This is a genomic window from Variovorax sp. P4_D9, from assembly GCF_056401695.1.
Genome location: NZ_JBFUIU010000015.1, coordinates 1 through 17,363, shown reverse-complemented (window position 1 = coordinate 17,363; position 17,363 = coordinate 1). Strand labels below are relative to the sequence as shown.

Sequence of the window (17,363 nt, the reverse complement as noted above, 5' to 3'; positions counted from 1 at the left end):
GAAAGAGGGCGCTTAGGGGTTCTTCACGTACGCCGCCGGGCGCAGGTAGAACCACCAGTTGAGGACGAGGCAGAGGGCGTAGAAGATCGCGAAGCCGTACATGGCGATCTCGGGCGTGCCGGCCTTGATCTGCGCGCCGATCACGACGGGCGCGACGAAGGCGCCATAGGCGGCCACGGCCGAGGTCCAGCCCAGCACCGGACCGGCCTGCTGGCGGTCGAAGATCACGCCGATGGTCCGGAAGGTCGAGCCGTTGCCGATGCCGCTGGCCGTGAAAAGCACCACGAACAGCACCATGAACAGCAGGAAGTACTGCTCCGGCGCCGGCGACCGGTAGGCCAGCAGCATCACGTAGCCCACCGCGACCGAGGCGGCTACCATCACTGCCGAGATGATCTGGGTGACGATCGAGCCGCCGATGCGGTCGGAGATCCAGCCACCGACGGGCCGCACCAGGGCGCCGACGAAAGGGCCGATCCACGCGTAAGTCAGGGCCGAGGGCGCATTCGGGTTCTTCAGCGTGTGCTGCATCACGCCCGCCGCATCCGGCACATGGCTGATGCCGAAGATCACCGTGATTGACAGCGGCAGCGCCATCGAGAAGCCGATGAAGGATCCGAAGGTCACGATGTAGAGCAGCGTCAGCGCCCAGGTGTGGCGGTTGCGGAAGATCTCGAACTGCTTGGCGACGCCTTCGGCCATCGTGCCGAAGGCCGTGACCTTCATCATCAGCAGCGTGCCGACGATGATCAGCGGCATGGCAACCCACATGTTGAGCAGGCCCAGTCCGGTCGGCGCCGGCAGGTAGAGATACAAGCCGATGCCTGCCGGCACGAAGGACAGCGTGTAGAGCCAGATAATCTTGAGAAAGGCGACGATGGTGCCGCCGGTGTCGGGCGACACCGTCTTCAGGTTGTTCATGCCGAACCAGCACACGGCTGCCAGCGGAACCAGGGATAACAGCCAGGCGAAGCCGGCGTTCTGGATCCAGGTCGGCGTGCCGGCCAGGATCTTCCCGAAGATCCAGCCGCTGTCCTTCACCAGCGTCATCGACTCTCCGCCGAAGGCGCCGAACAGGCCCACCGTCATGACCAGCGGGATCACGATCTGCATGCTGGTGACGCCGAAGTTGCCGAGGCCGGCATTGAGCCCCAGGGCTGTGCCCTGCAGCCGCTTCGGAAAGAAGGTGCTGATGTTCGACATCGAGCTCGCGAAGTTGCCGCCGCCCACTCCCGACCACAGGGCCATGAGCTGGAAGGCCCAGAGCGGCCAGTCCTTGTGCTGCAGCACGACGCCGGTGCCGATGGCGGGGGCCAGCAGCATCGCGGTCGTGAGGAAGATAGTGTTGCGCCCGCCGGCGAGGCGGATCAGGAACGAGGCCGGGATCCGCATCGTCGCGCCGGCCAGGCCCGAGATGGCAGTCAGCGAGAACAGCTCGGCCTGGCTGAACGGGAAGCCCAGGTTCAGCATCTGCACCGTGATGATTCCCCACATGCCCCAGATCGCGAAGCCGCACAGCAGGCAGGGGACCGAGATCCAGAGATTGCGGTAGGCGATGCGCTTGCCGGTGGATTCCCAGAAGGCCTCGTCCTCCGGACGCCAGTCCTGAATGTCGGTGCCGGTGGTGGGGCGCGGGGCCGCGCCGGGAAGGGGAGTGCTGTTCATGAGGGGTGCCTGCGGAGGTTGGTGGGATCAGCCCTTGAGGCTGAACTCTCGTGCGTTCCGGCCCATGACCTCGGTGCTGCGCACCTCGGTCCAGTACATCCAGATCAGCGAGACCCAGACCACGCCGTACATCAGCATGAAGGCGCTGGAACGGATGCCGGTGATGTCCATCAGCGCGCCGAACATGATCGGAAGAACGAAGCCGCCCAGGCCGCCGGCCAGGCCAACGATGCCGCTGACGGTGCCGATGTTCGACGGGAAGTCGTCGGCGATGTACTTGAACACCGACGCCTTGCCGAAGGCGAAGGCGATGCCGAGCAGGAACATCAGGCCGGTGAAGGCATGGACGTTCAGGCCGAGGTGGAAGGTCTTTGGCCCGTCCACGGTCGTCACCGTGAAGTCGGTCTGCGGATAGCTCAGCAGGAACAGGCAGATCCAGCTCACCCACATCACCCACCAGGTGACCGAGTGCGCGCCGTAACGGTCGCTGAGCCATCCGCCCACTGCGCGCAGGACGCCGCCCGGCAGCGAGAAGCAGGCGGCCAGCAGTGCGGCCATGCGGATGTCGAGGCCGAACTCGCCGATGTAGTACTGCACCATCCAGAGGCTCAGCGCGACATAGCCGCCGAAAACGATGCTGTAGTACTGGCAGTACTTGATGACCTTCGGGTCCTTCAGCGCGCGCAGCTGGTCGACGAAGTGGGTGTTGCTCGGCACCAGGTGCGAAGGATCGCTGGCGCTGAACAGCCAGAACAAGATCATCGCGCCGAGCATGACGGCCGCGTAGACCTGCGGCACCATGGTCCATCCGAAGGCGACCACCAGCGCCGGCGCGACGAACTTGTTGACGGCCGCGCCCGAGTTGCCGGCACCGTAGATGCCCATCGCGAAGCCCTGCTGGTTCTTGGGAAACCAGCGTGCGACATAGGGCGTGCCGACGGAGAAGGAACCGCCGGCCAGTCCCACGAACAGGCCAATCACCAGGAAATGCCAGTAGGCGGTGGCGTAGCTCATGAGCCAGATCGCCGGCACGGTGACGGCCATCAGCAGCGTCATGACGATGCGGCCGCCGTACTTGTCGGTCCAGATGCCGAGCGGCACGCGGACCAGCGATCCGGCCAGCACCGGCATGGCGGTCAGCAGGCCGAACTCGGTGGCATTGAGGCCCAGCGTCTTCTTGATCGGAATGCCGATCACGCCGAACATCATCCACACCATGAAGCACACGGTGAATGCCAGTGTGCTGACCATCAGGACTGCCAGGGCCTGGCTCTTCTTGCTCATTGTCGCGTCCGCTCGTTGTGCATGAGAGGACTCTAGAGTTCGGAGGCCTGCGGCGGCATCCTCCGGAGGTACTGCCGGCCCGAGGCACAGTGACGATGCGGCGCACGCGCCGCATCGTCATGAAGAACTACCGACGCAGGTGAATGCGCAGCGCTTGCGCTGGATCAAGCCAGGCCGCGCTCGACTGCGATAACCGCGGCCTGCACGCGCGAGCTCACGTCGAGCTTGCGTAGGATGTGCTGCACGTGGATCTTCACGGTGGTCTCGGCGATGCCGAGCGCGCGGGCGATCTCCTTGTTGCCCTGGCCGCGGGCGATCTTGCCGAGGATCTCCTGCTCGCGCGGCGACAGCGAATCGACGGCGGAAGCCGGCGCCTCCGGCTCGGCGAGTGCCGCCGGGCGCGGCGCGGCCGCGATCCGGTAGGCATCCACCAGCTTGCTGGTCATCTCTTGCGCGATCACGCTCTCGCCGCGCATGGCGCGCCGGATGGCCGCCGACAGCACGTCGCCCTCCACCGTCTTCAGCAGGTAGCCGCAGGCACCGCCGCGCAGTGCGCCGGCGAGGTCGTCGGCGTCTTCGCTCACGGTCAGCATCAGCACGCGCGCCGTCGGTGCGGCCTCGCGCAGGGCCGGCAACGCATCGACGCCGGTGACACCGGGCAGATGGTTGTCGAGCAGGATCACGTCGGGCTGCAAGGCCTGCGCGCGCCGCTGAGCCTCGCCGGCATCGGCGGCGTCGCCGACGATCTCGAACTCGGCATCCCGCTGCAGCAGCGCGGTGAGGCCGCGACGGAAAAGCGTATGGTCGTCGACGACCAGGATTCGGATTTTGGCGGTCAAGGTGTTCAGGGCAAGGTCAGGACCACGGAACTGCCGTGGCCGAGTCTCGAAGATACCTCTAGGCTGGCGCCCAGGCGTTCCGCACGCTCGGTCATGATGCGGAGGCCGACGTGTGTTTCGTCGACGGCGCCGGCTTCGGTCGAGAAGCCTCGGCCATTGTCCCGCACCTCCAGCCGCCATTGCGGCTGCTGCTGGACATCGAGCCAGACGTGGGAGGCGCGTGCATGCTTGCGGATATTGGAGAGCGCCTCCTGCACGATGTGCAGCACCTGGATCTGCGTCGCCGGCTCCAGCGGCATGCCCTGGCCCAGCATCTGGAGCTTGGCCTTCAGGCCGGTCTGGTGCTCGAACTTGCGCAGCGTCGTCATCAGCGCGGGCTCGATGTCTTCGGCATTGGCCCGGGTGCGGAAGTGGACGAGCAGCTCACGGACATCCCCATAGCATTCGCGCACGCCGACATCGATCTCGTCCAGCACGTGCCGCGCCTGCCGTTCATCGCCGCTGGCCATCGAATCCCGCATCAGCTGCACCTGGATCTTCAGGAAGGCAAGCGCCTGTGCGATGGAGTCGTGCAGCTCGCGCGCCAGGAAGCCGCGCTCCTCCGAGATCGCCGCCTCGAGGCCGAGGGCATTGAGCCTGAGGTTCTCCATGGCGCCCGCAAGATGGACCGTCAGGGATTCGAAGAGCGAGCGCTCGGCCTCGGAGACGGCCACCCGCGCATGGAAGAAGAGGTCGACCTCTCCCATCTGCCGGTCGTGCAGCCGGATCGGGACGGCCACCACCGTCTCGAAGCCCGCCTGTGCGCAATGGCGCATGCGCGCCGGCGCCATGGCCCGGATCGGAATCACGCGGGCACCCGGGGGCGCGGCCGGCGAGCCGCAATGGCACTCGTCCGCCTTCACGCAACGCTCGGCCTCGACCATGGCCGTCGGCAGTCCTTGCGAGGCGAGCATGAGGTAGCGGCTGTTTGTTTCGTCGGACCAGCGCAAGGCCACGCCGTCGGCCCGGGCGATGCGCGCGAACTCACGCGTGAAACCCTGCGCCACCTCGTCGAGCGTGGTGGCCTTGTTGACCAGCGTGGTGATCTCGTAGAGGCTCTCCAGCCGTTCGCGCTCCTCCTCCAACTGTGCGGTCTTCTCCTGCACGCGGCTCTCGAGGTTTCGGTACATCGATTGCAGCTGCCCGGCCATGTTGTTGAAGCCCGCGCCCAGCGTGCCGAACTCGTCCGTTGTGGCGCACTCCACGCGAGCGCCGAAGTCGCCGGCCTGGATCCGTTGGATCGCTTGCTTGAGCAGTCCCACCGGCTCGAGGATGAAGCGGTATCCCGCATGGACCAGGGTGGCGGCGCCGATCATCGCCATGCCCAGCATTGCGACCTGAAGCAGGTGCATGATCGACGTCCAGCGCGACAGATGGGACTCGATGGCCGCCACGAACATGTCGATGTGGGAGGTGAAATCCGCGGCGTTCCGGCCCAGCGCTCGCGCGGCCTCGGGTCCGGGCGGGTCGGCCAGATGAGGGCGGAACCCGGCCCACTCGTGCTCGACCTCCGCGAAGCGCAGGCGCACCTGGTCGTCCCATGGCACGAACAAGGGCCGCTCGGGATCACCGAGCCGCAGCAACTGAATGGCCCGATCGAATTCGGCGAGCTGTCCCGGCAGCGCCTGCGTGTCGCTGGTCCCGGCCGACAGCGCCATGCGGTAGGCCTGCATGCGCATGCGTCCCGCCTCGTTGACGGATGCTGCGCCCCCCTCGATCTGCCACGACATCCATAGCAGGGCGCCGATCGAGCACATCGCCACGAAGAGAAAGGGCGCCGCGGCCAGGCCCAGCTTGGCGCCAAGGGACCACTGACGGCTCGAGGTCATGCCCGCGACGCGATCATTCCGAACCGGATGTGCGAGCGTGTCGCTCGTGCAATTCCCATGTCGCCTCCATTCGCAAGCAATGCGGCTCAGGATAGCCTGGCAGTCGCGCGCTTCGGTTGAGGCAGATCAAAGACCGGCGCCCGACTTCGGCGACCGGGCTTCGGGTTTACAGCGTATCGTGATCGAAGGGATTCGTTGTCCGCGGCCCGCTGTCGGCGCCCTTGGCCGTGCTCATCGCGGCCGACATCGCCGACACCACGGTCGCCCACTCCTCGCGCGTGAGCAGGAGATCCATCTGAAGGTGCAACAGCGTGTCCTCCCGATCCAGGTGGGCATACATCAATCGGGAATGCTCGGACAGCAGGGCTTCAACCGCATCGATGGCCTCCGCATCCCCCGATTCGACCAGGCCCAGCGCGGCCTTGGTCTGGGCGAGCAAGGCGTCGCAGTGCTTGCTTTCGAGTTCGAGTCCGTCCAGCAGTTCGTCGGCCTCCCGGGACCTGCCGCGCAGGATGTCGAGCAGAACCGTGCCTTTCGGCCGGTGCGTCGTCTCGTCGAAGGTCTGGAGGCGGTCGATGAGTTCGAGGAGCGCGGCGGGTCTTTGATGACGTTTCCAGTCATCGGCGTTCAATGCCGCGCGGATCTGATCGAGCAACTCGCGGATGCGGGCGTGCTCTGCTCGCAGGACGATCCATGTGCATTCTGATGCCAGCATGCCGGGCCCCCTTCGGTCGCTGTGTGCGCCGACGCTCAATCTAGCATGTTGCTGGGCCCGAGTCTCGCGGGCAGGATAGAAAATCTATCGCGCGGCTGGATAAGGTCCTCAGTGGCCGCAGCCGCCCAGGTGGCCGCAGGCCGTGCAGAAGTCGCAGCCGTCCTTGAGGATCATCGTGGCGTTGCCGCACTCCGGGCAGCGGGCGCCCGGCATCGGCGCGGGCTGGTCGGAGGCCTGCGCGGGCGCCTGCAGGATGCCCATTGCCTGCACCGGGTAGCCCTTGGCGTCCAGCACGCCCAGCATCGCGTAGCGGTGGATGATGAGCCGTGCCATGTAGGCGACCGTCGACGGCCAGACCTGCTGGCGCTGACGGCCGCTCGGCAGGCCCGGCACGGGGGCCATGAAATGGCCCAGCGGCTCGGCGTAGTTGAGGAGCTTGCGCAGCTTCATGCCGATCCACGCCGGATCGAGCACGCGCATGTCGAGCGACAGCACACGGGCCAGTCCATCCAGCGCCTTCGGGTAGTTGCCGGAGAGTCCCATGGCGCAGGGCCGGGTGACGCGCCCGCCTTGGCCGTCCGGCAGCCAGACCTCCTTGAGCGTCGGCGTGAAGGTCTCGTCGCTCGCCGGATTGTGGATGTCGACCGCCCAGGCCAATGTTCCGTTCGGGCCGGTCTGCGGCTCGCCGCGGCTGAACAGCGCATCGATCACGGGGCTCGGCGAGTCCGCCTCGTCCTGCCACAGCCCCAGCTGCTCGCAGCGCCAGCGGATCACCGCCGCCGTAGCCGCGACGACGCCGGGAAACTGGCGCATTTCCCCGTGCGGCGGGAAGGGCATCTCGAACGAGCGTTCTTCCTGCACCGTGGCCAGCACGTCCAGCTTGAGCCGCATCCAGGTCGGATCCTTCGCGCGAAGGTCCATCGACAGCGTCTTGGCCAGCGCACCGAGGCCGCGCGGTTGCTCGACGCCATTGACCCAGACTTCGAACGGTGCCGGCTTGCCGCCCTCCGGCAACTCGCCGACGAAGAGTGCGAATTCGCCATGCGGGTGGCGGACCATGTACGACCAGGCGGGGTTGCCCGCCGGCAGCTCCGGACGCCCGGGCCAGCGCAGCGACGCCAGCACCGGCCGCGGCATGCGCTCGAGGATCAGGCGCGCGTTCAACGGGCCGGCATCGACCGTCATGGGCTCCTGCGCGAGCGGGCCGCCCTGGGGGCTCAGGACGGCGCCGAGCACGGCGTTGGGCCGGTAGGTGGCCAATCCCTTGAGCCCCGACCGCCAGGCCCGCAGGTACAGGTCCTTGAAGTCCGCGTAGGGGTAGTCGGCCGGCACGTTGACCGTCTTCGAAATGGCGGTGTCGACCAGCGGCGCCACCGCGGAGACCATCTCCACGTGGGCCTGGGCGCTCATCTGCAGCGCGGTCACGAAGGCCGGGGGCAGCGGCGCATCCGCGCCCTTCAGCTGCCGAAACAGGCGCCATGCATGGTCCTCGACCACGTGCTCTTCCCAGCTGCCTTCGGGCGTCCGCTTGCGCCGGGTGTAGGTCCAGGAGAAGGCCGGCTCGATCCCATTGCTCGCGTTGTCGGCGAAGGCCAGGCTGATGGTGCCGGTGGGCGCGATCGACAGCAGGTGCGAGTTGCGGATTCCGCCCGCCCGGATGCGCGCGACGAGCGGGGCCGGCAGCCGCGACGCGAAGGTGCCGCGGCTCAGGTAGAGGTCGGCGTTGAAGAGCGGAAAGGCACCGCGCTCGGCCGCCAGATCGGTCGACGCCGTGTAGGCGGCGTCGCGCAGGACTTCGGCGATGCGGCGCGCGGCTTCGCGGCCGGCGGCGCTGTCGTAGCGCAGGTTCAGCATCGCCAGCGCATCCCCCAGCCCGGTGAAGCCGAGGCCGATGCGCCGCTTGCTGCGGGCTTCCGCGTGCTGGCGCTCCAGCGGCCAGCAGCTGATCTCCAGCACGTTGTCGAGCATCCGGACCGCCACCGCCGCCAGCCGCGCGAAGGCCTCCTCGTCGAAGCGCGCCTCGGGCTCGAAGGGCGCGCGCACCAGGCGCGTCAGGTCGATCGAGCCGAGGCAGCAGCAGCCGTAGGCCGGCAGCGGCTGCTCACCGCAAGGATTGGTGGCCGCCAGGGTCTCGCAATAGGACAGGTTGTTGTCCTCGTTGATGCGATCGAGGAACAGCACGCCGGGCTCGGCATGGTCGTAGGTCGAGCGCATGATCTGATCCCACAGATCACGGGCGCGCAGCGTCCGATAGACCCACAGGCCATCTTCGCGCTGGCGGGCGCCGCCGGCCCGAAGCCGCGGTCCGGGTGCCGCCCGATGGACCAGTTCGAAGGGCTTGTCGTCCTGCACGGCCTGCATGAAGGCATGGGTCACGCCGACCGAGATGTTGAAGTTGGCCAGGTCGCCCTGGTCCTTGGCATGGACGAACTCCTCGATGTCGGGGTGGTCGCAGCGCAACACACCCATCTGCGCCCCGCGCCGCGCGCCCGCCGACTCGACGGTCTCGCAGGAACGGTCGAACACGCGCATGTACGACACCGGCCCCGATGCGTTCGATCGGGTGCTGGCGACCCAGGCGCCGCGCGGCCGGATGCGCGAAAAGTCATAGCCCACGCCACCGCCGCGGCGCATGGTCTCGGCGGCCTCGGTCAGCGCCACGTAGATGCCCGGATGGCCGTCCTCCTCGGCGGAGATGGAGTCGCCCACTGGCTGCACGAAGCAGTTGATCAGGGTCGCGGACAAGTCGGTTCCGGCCGCCGACTGGATGCGTCCTGCAGGCAGGAATCCGTCCTGCAGCGCCTGCAGGAAGCGCGGCTCCCAGAGGGCGCGAAGCTCGGGCTTCTCAGCCTGCGCCAGCGCCCGAGCCACCCGGCGACCGACGTCGTCGATGCTCCGCTCGCCATTCTTGGCGTACTTCTCGAGCAGCAGCTCCTGGCTGATCCGCTGGGCGGGGAGTGCCGGGGTCGACGGCGGGGTCTTCAGGGCATCGGTTGTCGTCATGGGCCACGGGTCCGGAAGCACGGAGTCACATCATGCGTTGCCTCCCGGGCGTTCGTCCAGATGGCCGCGCCTACGGGCGATTCGCCGGAGTCCCGTTCTCCCAGCCGGCGTCGCTGATGTGCCTCGCATAGACCGCCAGCACGATGCGCTCGGAGTGCACGAGGTAGTCGTTGAGCGCGGCGGCGGCGCTCGCGTAGTCGCCGGCTTCGGCCAGTTCCAGAATCTTGACGTTCATGTCGACGTAGGGGGCGTGCAGGAACTCGGGATCGCGCAGCAGCCCGAAGGCCAGCCGCAGCTCGGCCAGCACCGGTGCGAACAGGTGATTGAGCCGCTCGCTGTCGGCCAGTTCGACGATGGCCATGTGGAAGGCCATGTTCGCGGTGCCCACGCCCAGCCAGTCGCCCTCGGCCCGGCAGCGCAGCGAGGTCTCGACCGCCTCGCGCATCTTCTTCTTGGCCGGATGGCGCGGGTAGGCCTGCGCCAGCGCCTGGCACTCGATCAGCCGGCGCACCCGGTAGATGTCGATGATCGACGCGATGCTGGGGATAGCCACGAACACCCCGCGATTGGGCGCGTGCTTGACCAGGCCGTCCTTGGTCAGCATGCGGAACACCTCGCGCAGCGTGTTGCGCGAAATGCCCAGGCTGTCGCTCAGGATCTGCTCCGACAGCCGCTGGCCCGGTGAGAACTCACCCTGGGTGATCTTCAGGCGCAGCTGCTCGGCCACACGCTCGCTGAGCGTCTGGATGGCGGGAGAAGGGGGCGTGGCAAGGCTCATCGGCCCGGTTGTAACAGATCGCTCGCCCGATCCGCGTTTCATTGCTCAACAAGACTCGGGTTTTTACCTAGAAATTGGCATACAACTTGCGAGCAATTTTCAATGAATTGTTCAACAATCAATTGCCTTTGACTCAATCGAATATTCCTTCTGTTGAGCCAGCCACCCTTTCTTCAGGAGTAACTGCCTTGCCCACCGACATCAACCTGTGGCCCCTGCTCGGGGTCGCCGTCATCATTGCGGGGTTCATCCTGCGCTTCAATCCGATGCTGGTCGTGATCGTGACCGCCATCGTCACCGCCTTAGCCGCGAACTTTCCAGTCGACAAGATCCTGGCGACCATCGGCACCGGTTTCATCAAGACGCGCAACCTTCCGCTGATCATTCTGCTGCCGCTGGCGGTGATCGGGCTGCTGGAGCGGCACGGGCTGCGCCAGCATGCACAGAACTGGATCAGCACGATCAAGTCGGCAACGGTCGGCCGCCTGCTGATCGTCTACCTGGGAGCCCGGCAGCTGACGGCCGCGATCGGCCTCACCAGCCTGGGCGGACACCCGCAGATGGTGCGGCCGCTGCTGGCCCCGATGGCCGAGGGCGCGGCCGAGGCGCGCTACGGCAAGCTGCCGGACCGCATCCGCCACAAGCTGCGCGCCTACGCCGCGGCGACCGACAACGTCGGCCTGTTCTTCGGCGAAGACATCTTCGTGGCCTTCGGTGCCATCGTGCTCATGACCACCTTCCTGCGCGAGGCCGGCGTCGACGTCGAGCCGATCCACGTCGCGCTGTGGGGCATCCCGACCGCCACCTGTGCCTTCCTGATCCATGCCTGGCGGCTGCGCCGGCTCGACCGGATGCTGGCGCGCGAACTCGGCGCCGATGCGCCCGCCGCTAATGGCGCCGTCGCCGTGAAGGGCGCCTGATCATGACGCTCTCGATCGTTCACCTCTACTATCTGGTCGGCGCCATCCTCGCCATAACCGCGCTGATGACGCTCAGGGACCGCCAGCATCCGAAGCGCTATTCGAGCGCCTTCTTCTGGGGCCTCTATTCACTGGTGTTCCTGGTCGGCGACCAGCTGCCGCCGGTCTGGGTCGGCGTCGGCGTCGTGGTCATGGCGCTGATTGCCGCCTTTGGCGGTGTCGGCGTCGGCCGCCAGAGTGATCGCAGCGCGGCCGACTACGCGGCCAGCGCCAAGCGTCTGGGCAACAAGCTGTTCATTCCGGCGCTGGCGATCCCGCTGGTCACGATGGTCGGCACCCTGTCGGCCAAGTACCTCGTGTTCGGCGGCACGCCCCTGCTCGACCCAAAGAACACTACGCTGGTGAGCCTGGGCATCGGCTGCCTCTTCGCGCTCGGCCTGGCCTGCCTGCTCACCAAGGAAACGCCGGTGCAGGGCATCCGCGAATCGCGCCGCCTCACCGATGCGCTCGGCTGGGCGCTGGTGCTGCCGCAGATGCTCGGCATGCTGGGGCTGGTGTTCTCCGACGCCGGCGTCGGCAAGGCCGTGGCCCACATCACCACCAGCTACATCAACATGGACGTGCGCTTCTTCGCCGTCGTCGTGTACGTGGTCGGCATGGCGCTGTTCACCGTCATCATGGGCAACGGCTTCGCGGCCTTCCCGGTGATGACCGGCGGCGTCGGCGTGCCGATCCTGGTCGGCATGTACCACGGCAACCCGGCGGTGATGGCCGCCATCGGCATGCTCTCGGGCTACTGCGGCACGCTGCTGACGCCGATGGCCGCCAACTTCAACATCGTGCCCGCGGCGTTGCTGGAACTGCCCGACAAGAACGCCGTGATCCGCGCCCAGGTGCCGACCGCGCTCACGCTGCTGACCTGCAACGTGTTCTTGTTGTACTTCCTGATGTTCCGCTGAGGCGCCTCGATGAAGATGGACCTCAACAGCGACCTCGGCGAGAGCCTGGGCGCCTGGCACATGGGCGACGACGAGGCGATGCTCGGCATCGTGAGCAGCGCCAACGTGGCCTGCGGCTTCCATGCCGGCGACGCCGCCGGCATCCTGCAGACGCTGCGCCGTGCACAGGCGCTCGGCGTGGTGGTCGGCGCCCACGTGGCCTACCCCGACCTGGCCGGCTTCGGCCGCCGCAACATGGACGTCGCCAGCGCCGACCTGGTGGCCGACGTGATCTACCAGATCGGTGCGCTCAAGGGCCTGGCGACGGCCGCGGGAACGACGGTGCGCTACGTCAAGCCGCATGGCGCGCTCTACAACACCATCGCGCACGACCAGCGCCAGGCGCGCGACGTCATCGCCGCCATCCGCGCGATCGATCCCGGGCTGGCGCTGGTCGGCCTGGCCGGCTCGCCGCTGCTCGGCTGGGCCGCGACCAGCGGGCTTCGCATCGTTGCCGAAGCCTTTGCCGACCGCGCCTACATGCCGGACGGATCGCTGGTGTCGCGCCGCGAGAAGGGCGCCGTGCTGCACGATCCGCAGGAGGTGGCGGCGCGGATGCTGCGCCTCGCGACCGAGGGCGTGGTCGAGGCCATCGACGGCAGCATCGTGCGCATCGAGGCCGATTCGATCTGCGTCCATGGCGACAGCCCCGGCGCCGTCGAAATGGCGCGGCAGGTGCGAAGCCTGCTCGAACGCTCGGGCGTGGCCATTCGCCCGTTCGCCGATGCCCCGGTCGGAGGCGCGACGCGATGATGCGATTCCTGCCCGTCAACCTGGATGCGCTCCTGGTCGAGCTCGACGACCTGGCGCAGACCCTGGCCCTGCTCGCATCGCTGCAGGCCGAGCCCATCGCCGGCATCGAGGAACTGGTGCCCGCGGCGCGCACGATCCTGGTTCGCTTCCGCCCCACGGCGGTGTCACACGAGGACCTCGTCGAGCGCATCGGCGGCCGCAGCCTGCAGACGCCGGTGGCGCGCGCAGCCACGCGCATCGAGATTCCCGTCGACTACCAGGGCGAGGACCTCGACGAGGTGGCGCAGATGCTGGGGATCTCGCGCGAGGAGCTGATCCGCCGCCACACCGGCAGCGACTACACCGTCGCCTTCACCGGCTTCGCGCCGGGCTTCGCCTATCTGAGCGGCGGACATCCGAGCCTCGACGTCCCGCGCCGCCGCACGCCGCGCACGCGCATCCCGGCCGGCGCCGTCGGGCTTGCGGGCCCGTTCAGCGGCGTCTATCCGCAGGCCAGCCCGGGCGGCTGGCAGATCATCGGCGTGACCGCGACGCCGATGTGGGACCTGGGCCGCGAGGTGCCGGCGCTGCTGCAGCCGGGCTTCAAGGTGCGCTTCGTCGACGTCTCCGGCCGGCGCTTGCCGGCCCCGCCGACGCCGCCAATCGCGCCGGCCGAACCGACCGTCGCTGTCGAGCCTGGCGCCGCCGCGCTGCAGGTGCTGGCCACCGGCCTGCTGGCCCTGTTCCAGGACCTGGGCCGCCATGGCCAGGCCGGGCAGGGCGTGTCGGCCTCGGGCGCGATGGACCCGGGTGCCTTGCGCGCAGCCAACCGGCTGGTCGGCAATCCCGCCGGCGCGGCCTGCCTGGAACTTGTCTATGGCGGCTTCCGGTTCGTCTGCCGCGGCGAGGCCGTGGTGGCCTTCACCGGTGCCGACGCACCGGGTCGACTCGTGACCGCTGCCGGCGCAACGCTGAAGCTGCCCCGCTACGAAGCCGTGGCGCTGGCAGACGGCGACACCGTGACGCTGGGCGAGCCGGTCGCCGGCATCCGCTCGTACCTCGCGGTGCGCGGCGGGTTCGCCGTGGCGCCGGTGCTTCGCAGCTGCTCGACCGACACGCTGGCCCACGTCGGTCCCCCGCCGGTCCAGGCCGGCGATGTGCTGGGCCTGCGACCGGTCACCGGCGGCGCCGTGGTCGGCGGGCCCGAACCGGCACCCGCCGAGCTGCCCACCGCCGGGGGCGTCGTCGTGCTCGACGTCGTGATGGGCCCGCGCACCGACTGGTTCACGCCCGAGGCGATCGCGCTGTTCGCGAGCCAGTCGTGGACCGTGACGCCGCAGTCCAATCGCGTCGGACTGCGCCTGGCGGGCGAACAGCCGCTGGCCCGTGCCAATCCCGGCGAGCTGCCGAGCGAAGGCACGGCGCTGGGCGCCATCCAGGTGCCGCCGAGCGGCCAGCCGGTGCTGTTCCTGGCCGACCATCCGTTGACCGGCGGCTACCCGGTGATCGGCACCGTGGCCCCGTACCACCGCGATCGCGCCGGGCAGATCCCGATCGGCGCCAGCGTGCGCTTCAACCCGATCCGCGCCTTCAATCCGTCCACCCGTACCGTCCCGCGAGACACACCATGAAAAAAGTCCTGATCGCCAATCGCGGCGAAATCGCCGTGCGCATCGTGCGCGCCTGTGCCGACTACGGCGTCCAGTCGGTCGCCGTGTACGCCGATGCCGACCTCGACGCGCTGCATGCGCGCATGGCCGACGAGGCCTGGGGCCTCGACGGCCAGCGGCCGGCCGACACCTACCTGAACATCGACAAGCTGTTGACCGTGGCGGCGCGCTGCGGCGCCGACGCGGTGCACCCGGGCTATGGCTTCCTGTCGGAGAGCGCGCGCTTCGCGCAGGCCGTGATTGACGCCGGGCTGACCTGGATCGGGCCGCCGCCCGCGGCCATCGAAGCGCTCGGAGACAAGGTGCAGGCCCGCAAGATCGCGCTTCAGGTCGGCGCGCCGCTGGTCGCCGGCACCTCGGAGCCCGCGCGCGACGCGCAGGAGGTCGTGGCCTTCGCGGAAAAGAACGGCCTGCCGATCGCCATCAAGGCGGCCTTCGGCGGCGGCGGTCGCGGGCTCAAGGTCGCGTGGCGCCTCGACGAGGTCGCCGACCTCTACGAATCGGCCGTGCGCGAGGCGGTCACCGCCTTCGGACGCGGCGAGTGCTTCGTCGAGCAGTTCCTCGACCGTCCGCGCCATGTCGAGGCGCAGGTCATCGCCGACACGCACGGGCACGTGGTGGTGCTCGGCACGCGGGACTGCTCGCTGCAGCGGCGCAACCAGAAGCTAGTGGAAGAGGCACCGGCACCGTTCCTCAGCGACGCCCAGCGCGAGCGCATCCACCAGGCGGCGCGCGATGTCTGTGCGCGCGCCGGCTATGTCGGCGCCGGAACGGTCGAGTTCCTGCTGAGCCCCTCGGGAACAATCTCCTTCCTCGAGGTCAACACCCGCCTGCAGGTGGAGCATCCGGTGACCGAGGAGACCGCGGGCATCGACTTGGTGGTCGAACAGCTGCGCATTGCCGACGGCCTTCCGCTGTCGATCAGCGAGACGCCGTCGCCGCGCGGCCATGCCTTCGAGTTCCGGATCAACGCCGAGGACGTCGGCCGCGGCTTCCTGCCGGCGCCCGGCCCGGTGCACCTGTTCGAAGCGCCCTCGGGCCCCGGCGTGCGCGTCGACACGGGCGTACAATCGGGATCGACGGTGCCGGGCACCTTCGATTCGCTGATGGCCAAGCTCATCGTCACCGGCGCCACCCGAGAGCAAGCCATCGCCCGCGCCCGCCGTGCGCTCAGGGAGTTCCGCATCGAAGGCGTGCCCTCGGTGCTCCCGTTCCATCGCGCGGTGATGGAGCACGCCGACTTCGTGTCCGCCAATGCCTTCAAGGTCCACACCCGCTGGATCGAGACCGATTTTGCGAACACCCTTGCCGCGGCGGTGCGGCCCGAGCCGCTGGCGGAGCTCGCGCTGGTGCGCACGGCGCTGGAGATCGACGGCCGCCGGATGGCGCTGGGCCTGCCGGCCGACCTGCTGCGCGGGCTGCAGGCCTCGGGTAGCGGCCAGTCGCCCGAGGCCGTCGATGCCCCGGTCGCGGCGGACCCCGCCAGCGTTCCGGCACCGATTGCCGGCACGCTCCAGGCGTGGAAGGTGGCCGACGGCGACAGCGTCGAGAAGGGCGACACGATCGGATCCATGGAAGCCATGAAGATGGAGATGCAGGTGACGGCGCACCGCGCCGGGCGCATCGCCCTCAAGTCCGCACAGGGCGACTACGTCGCCGCGGGCGTGGCGGTCGCGCTGATCCACTGAAGCGCGCTCACGACGACTTCAACGAGCGGGCCGGGCGTCCGGTTGTGCTTCGCGAGGCGCCCGGCGCCGGGGGCGGCTCGTCAAGTGCCCGGGGAAGAATCGCTTGGCGGCCTCGACCAGGACCAGGTAGGCCGCCACCATGCCCGCCAGCCAGGCGAGAAAGGCCGCGGGCAGCGGCACGAAGTCGAACAGCCGGCCCACCGCGGTGTAGGGCAGCACCAGGGCCACGGCCACGATCGCCAGCGACGCCGCGCTCAGCATGGCGCTGGGTCGGCTGGCCCACGGTCTTCCCCGCGTGCGGTTGACGAAGATCACCAGCACCTGAGTCACAAGCGACTCGACGAACCAGCCGGTGCGAAACAGGCCGACATCCGCATGCAGGATCCGAAGCAGGAGCCAGAAGGTCAGTGCGTCGAAGGCCGAACTGATCAGCCCGAAGATGAATCCGATGTCCAGCGTGCGCGGTCGGTGCAGGTCCTCGGCATTGACCCGGTCGAGGGGAATCCCCGCCATGGTTGATGAAGAAATCGCGCGCTTCCAGCACTCGGCCGTCGGCCGGCACGCGGTCGCCTGCGGAGAGCAGGACGATATCGCTGGGCACGAGGGCCGCCACTGGAATGTCCTGGGCGCGGCCATCCCGGATGACGTTCGCGCGCAGCGCCACCGATTCGCGTAGTCTTCTCCGCGGCGCGGCTGGCGCGATGCTCCTGGACGAAATCCAGTATCACGCTCAGCAGCACCATCGCCATGATGATGACGAAGTTGGCCACGTCGCCGGGCGCCGCCGAGACGGCGCTGGCGGCGAGCAGCACCAGCACGAGCGGGTTGCGAAAGCGCGCCGCGAACTGCAGGGCCAGCGGGCGCTTCTTCGCGGCCTCGAAGTTGTTGGGGCCGCAACGTGCCAGCGCTTCCTGGGCCTGCGTTGACGAAAGTCCCTTGGCATCGGGTGGCGTGGCATCGAGCCACCAAGTTGCGGGGGACGGGGTCGTGAGGGGCTGGGTCATCAGCGCAGGGGCGGCGCGAAGTCGACATGCGGCACGGAATCCCCTGCCGAGCCGCGTGCAGTGTGCGCCCAGGCTTCAGCGCCTGATTTGCGCTGGCGCAAACAGGGCTCGGCAACGTTCGCTATCGCCCGGGGCCCGCACCGCCGGGACCGCCCCCGCCACCGGGGCCGCCGCCACCGCCGCCCGGGCCACCCCCGCC

The 17,363-nt window shown here is 68.6% G+C and carries 13 protein-coding genes and 1 pseudogene; 5 read left to right on the top strand and 9 right to left on the bottom strand.

What is annotated here, in order from left to right:
* Positions 1-12: 12 nt before the first annotated feature.
* The 7 genes from AC1DY5_RS03235 to AC1DY5_RS03205 form a co-directional block, all read right to left on the bottom strand.
* Positions 13-1,665: an MFS transporter gene (locus AC1DY5_RS03235; protein ID WP_478108406.1), complete on the bottom strand. Its 1,653-nt coding sequence runs from the start codon at positions 1,663-1,665 to the stop codon at positions 13-15.
* Positions 1,666-1,692: 27 nt separating this feature from the next.
* Positions 1,693-2,949, bottom strand: coding sequence for an MFS transporter (locus AC1DY5_RS03230; protein WP_478108404.1), 1,257 nt, complete (start codon positions 2,947-2,949; stop codon positions 1,693-1,695).
* 164 nt (positions 2,950-3,113) lie between these two features.
* Positions 3,114-3,797: a response regulator gene (locus AC1DY5_RS03225; protein WP_478108455.1), complete on the bottom strand. Its 684-nt coding sequence runs from the start codon at positions 3,795-3,797 to the stop codon at positions 3,114-3,116.
* Positions 3,794-5,656, bottom strand: coding sequence for a type IV pili methyl-accepting chemotaxis transducer N-terminal domain-containing protein (locus AC1DY5_RS03220; RefSeq protein WP_478108401.1), 1,863 nt, complete (start codon positions 5,654-5,656; stop codon positions 3,794-3,796). The genes AC1DY5_RS03225 and AC1DY5_RS03220 overlap by 4 nt, the downstream gene beginning before the upstream one ends.
* Before the next feature lie 166 nt (positions 5,657-5,822).
* Complete coding sequence (locus tag AC1DY5_RS03215) at positions 5,823-6,371, bottom strand: hemerythrin domain-containing protein (protein ID WP_478108397.1); 549 nt, start codon at positions 6,369-6,371, stop codon at positions 5,823-5,825.
* A 108-nt stretch (positions 6,372-6,479) separates the two neighbouring features.
* Complete coding sequence (locus AC1DY5_RS03210) at positions 6,480-9,374, bottom strand: adenosylcobalamin-dependent ribonucleoside-diphosphate reductase (RefSeq protein WP_478108394.1); 2,895 nt, start codon at positions 9,372-9,374, stop codon at positions 6,480-6,482.
* A 70-nt stretch (positions 9,375-9,444) separates the two neighbouring features.
* Positions 9,445-10,152 carry a GntR family transcriptional regulator gene (locus AC1DY5_RS03205; RefSeq protein WP_478108392.1) on the bottom strand — a complete coding sequence of 236 codons (708 nt, stop codon included), beginning with the start codon at positions 10,150-10,152 and terminating at the stop codon, positions 9,445-9,447.
* 188 nt (positions 10,153-10,340) lie between these two features.
* Between AC1DY5_RS03205 and AC1DY5_RS03200 the strand changes: the two genes are divergently transcribed.
* Genes AC1DY5_RS03200 through AC1DY5_RS03180 form a run of 5 tightly spaced genes read left to right on the top strand, consistent with a single transcriptional unit; the run spans position 10,341 to position 16,160 of the window.
* On the top strand, positions 10,341-11,072 hold the full coding sequence (locus AC1DY5_RS03200; protein WP_478108389.1) for a DUF969 domain-containing protein: 732 nt from the start codon (positions 10,341-10,343) through the stop codon (positions 11,070-11,072).
* A gap of 2 nt (positions 11,073-11,074) precedes the next feature.
* On the top strand, positions 11,075-12,031 hold the full coding sequence (locus AC1DY5_RS03195; RefSeq protein ID WP_478108387.1) for a DUF979 domain-containing protein: 957 nt from the start codon (positions 11,075-11,077) through the stop codon (positions 12,029-12,031).
* A 9-nt stretch (positions 12,032-12,040) separates the two neighbouring features.
* The gene (locus tag AC1DY5_RS03190) at positions 12,041-12,823 is read left to right on the top strand and encodes a LamB/YcsF family protein (protein ID WP_478108383.1); all 783 of its coding nucleotides are present in this window, start codon (positions 12,041-12,043) and stop codon (positions 12,821-12,823) included.
* The gene (locus AC1DY5_RS03185; RefSeq protein WP_478108453.1) at positions 12,823-14,433 is read left to right on the top strand and encodes a 5-oxoprolinase subunit B/C family protein; all 1,611 of its coding nucleotides are present in this window, start codon (positions 12,823-12,825) and stop codon (positions 14,431-14,433) included. Before AC1DY5_RS03190 ends, AC1DY5_RS03185 begins: the two co-directional genes overlap by 1 nt.
* Positions 14,430-16,160: an acetyl/propionyl/methylcrotonyl-CoA carboxylase subunit alpha gene (locus AC1DY5_RS03180; RefSeq protein ID WP_478108380.1), complete on the top strand. Its 1,731-nt coding sequence runs from the start codon at positions 14,430-14,432 to the stop codon at positions 16,158-16,160. The genes AC1DY5_RS03185 and AC1DY5_RS03180 overlap by 4 nt, the downstream gene beginning before the upstream one ends.
* Positions 16,161-16,178: 18 nt before the next feature.
* Here the strand turns inward: AC1DY5_RS03180 and AC1DY5_RS03175 are convergent, their stop codons facing one another.
* Positions 16,179-16,673: a cation transporting ATPase C-terminal domain-containing protein gene (locus tag AC1DY5_RS03175; protein WP_478108378.1), complete on the bottom strand. Its 495-nt coding sequence runs from the start codon at positions 16,671-16,673 to the stop codon at positions 16,179-16,181.
* Between the two features lie 332 nt (positions 16,674-17,005).
* A pseudogene (locus tag AC1DY5_RS03170) lies at positions 17,006-17,164 on the bottom strand (cation-transporting P-type ATPase); the annotation flags it as partial.
* Positions 17,165-17,363: the final 199 nt, after the last annotated feature.

Excerpts from the sequence above, each read along its gene's own strand:
- AC1DY5_RS03235 (WP_478108406.1), bottom strand. The coding sequence starts at position 1,665 with ATGAACAGCACTCCCCTTCCCGGCGCGGCCCCGCGCCCCACCACCGGC.
- AC1DY5_RS03230 (WP_478108404.1), bottom strand. The coding sequence starts at position 2,949 with ATGAGCAAGAAGAGCCAGGCCCTGGCAGTCCTGATGGTCAGCACACTG.
- AC1DY5_RS03220 (WP_478108401.1), bottom strand. The coding sequence starts at position 5,656 with ATGACCTCGAGCCGTCAGTGGTCCCTTGGCGCCAAGCTGGGCCTGGCC.
- AC1DY5_RS03215 (WP_478108397.1), bottom strand. The coding sequence starts at position 6,371 with ATGCTGGCATCAGAATGCACATGGATCGTCCTGCGAGCAGAGCACGCC.
- AC1DY5_RS03210 (WP_478108394.1), bottom strand. The coding sequence starts at position 9,374 with ATGACGACAACCGATGCCCTGAAGACCCCGCCGTCGACCCCGGCACTC.
- AC1DY5_RS03205 (WP_478108392.1), bottom strand. The coding sequence starts at position 10,152 with ATGAGCCTTGCCACGCCCCCTTCTCCCGCCATCCAGACGCTCAGCGAG.
- AC1DY5_RS03195 (WP_478108387.1), top strand. The coding sequence starts at position 11,075 with ATGACGCTCTCGATCGTTCACCTCTACTATCTGGTCGGCGCCATCCTC.
- AC1DY5_RS03190 (WP_478108383.1), top strand. The coding sequence starts at position 12,041 with ATGAAGATGGACCTCAACAGCGACCTCGGCGAGAGCCTGGGCGCCTGG.
- AC1DY5_RS03185 (WP_478108453.1), top strand. The coding sequence starts at position 12,823 with ATGCGATTCCTGCCCGTCAACCTGGATGCGCTCCTGGTCGAGCTCGAC.
- AC1DY5_RS03180 (WP_478108380.1), top strand. The coding sequence starts at position 14,430 with ATGAAAAAAGTCCTGATCGCCAATCGCGGCGAAATCGCCGTGCGCATC.
- AC1DY5_RS03175 (WP_478108378.1), bottom strand. The coding sequence starts at position 16,673 with ATGGCGGGGATTCCCCTCGACCGGGTCAATGCCGAGGACCTGCACCGA.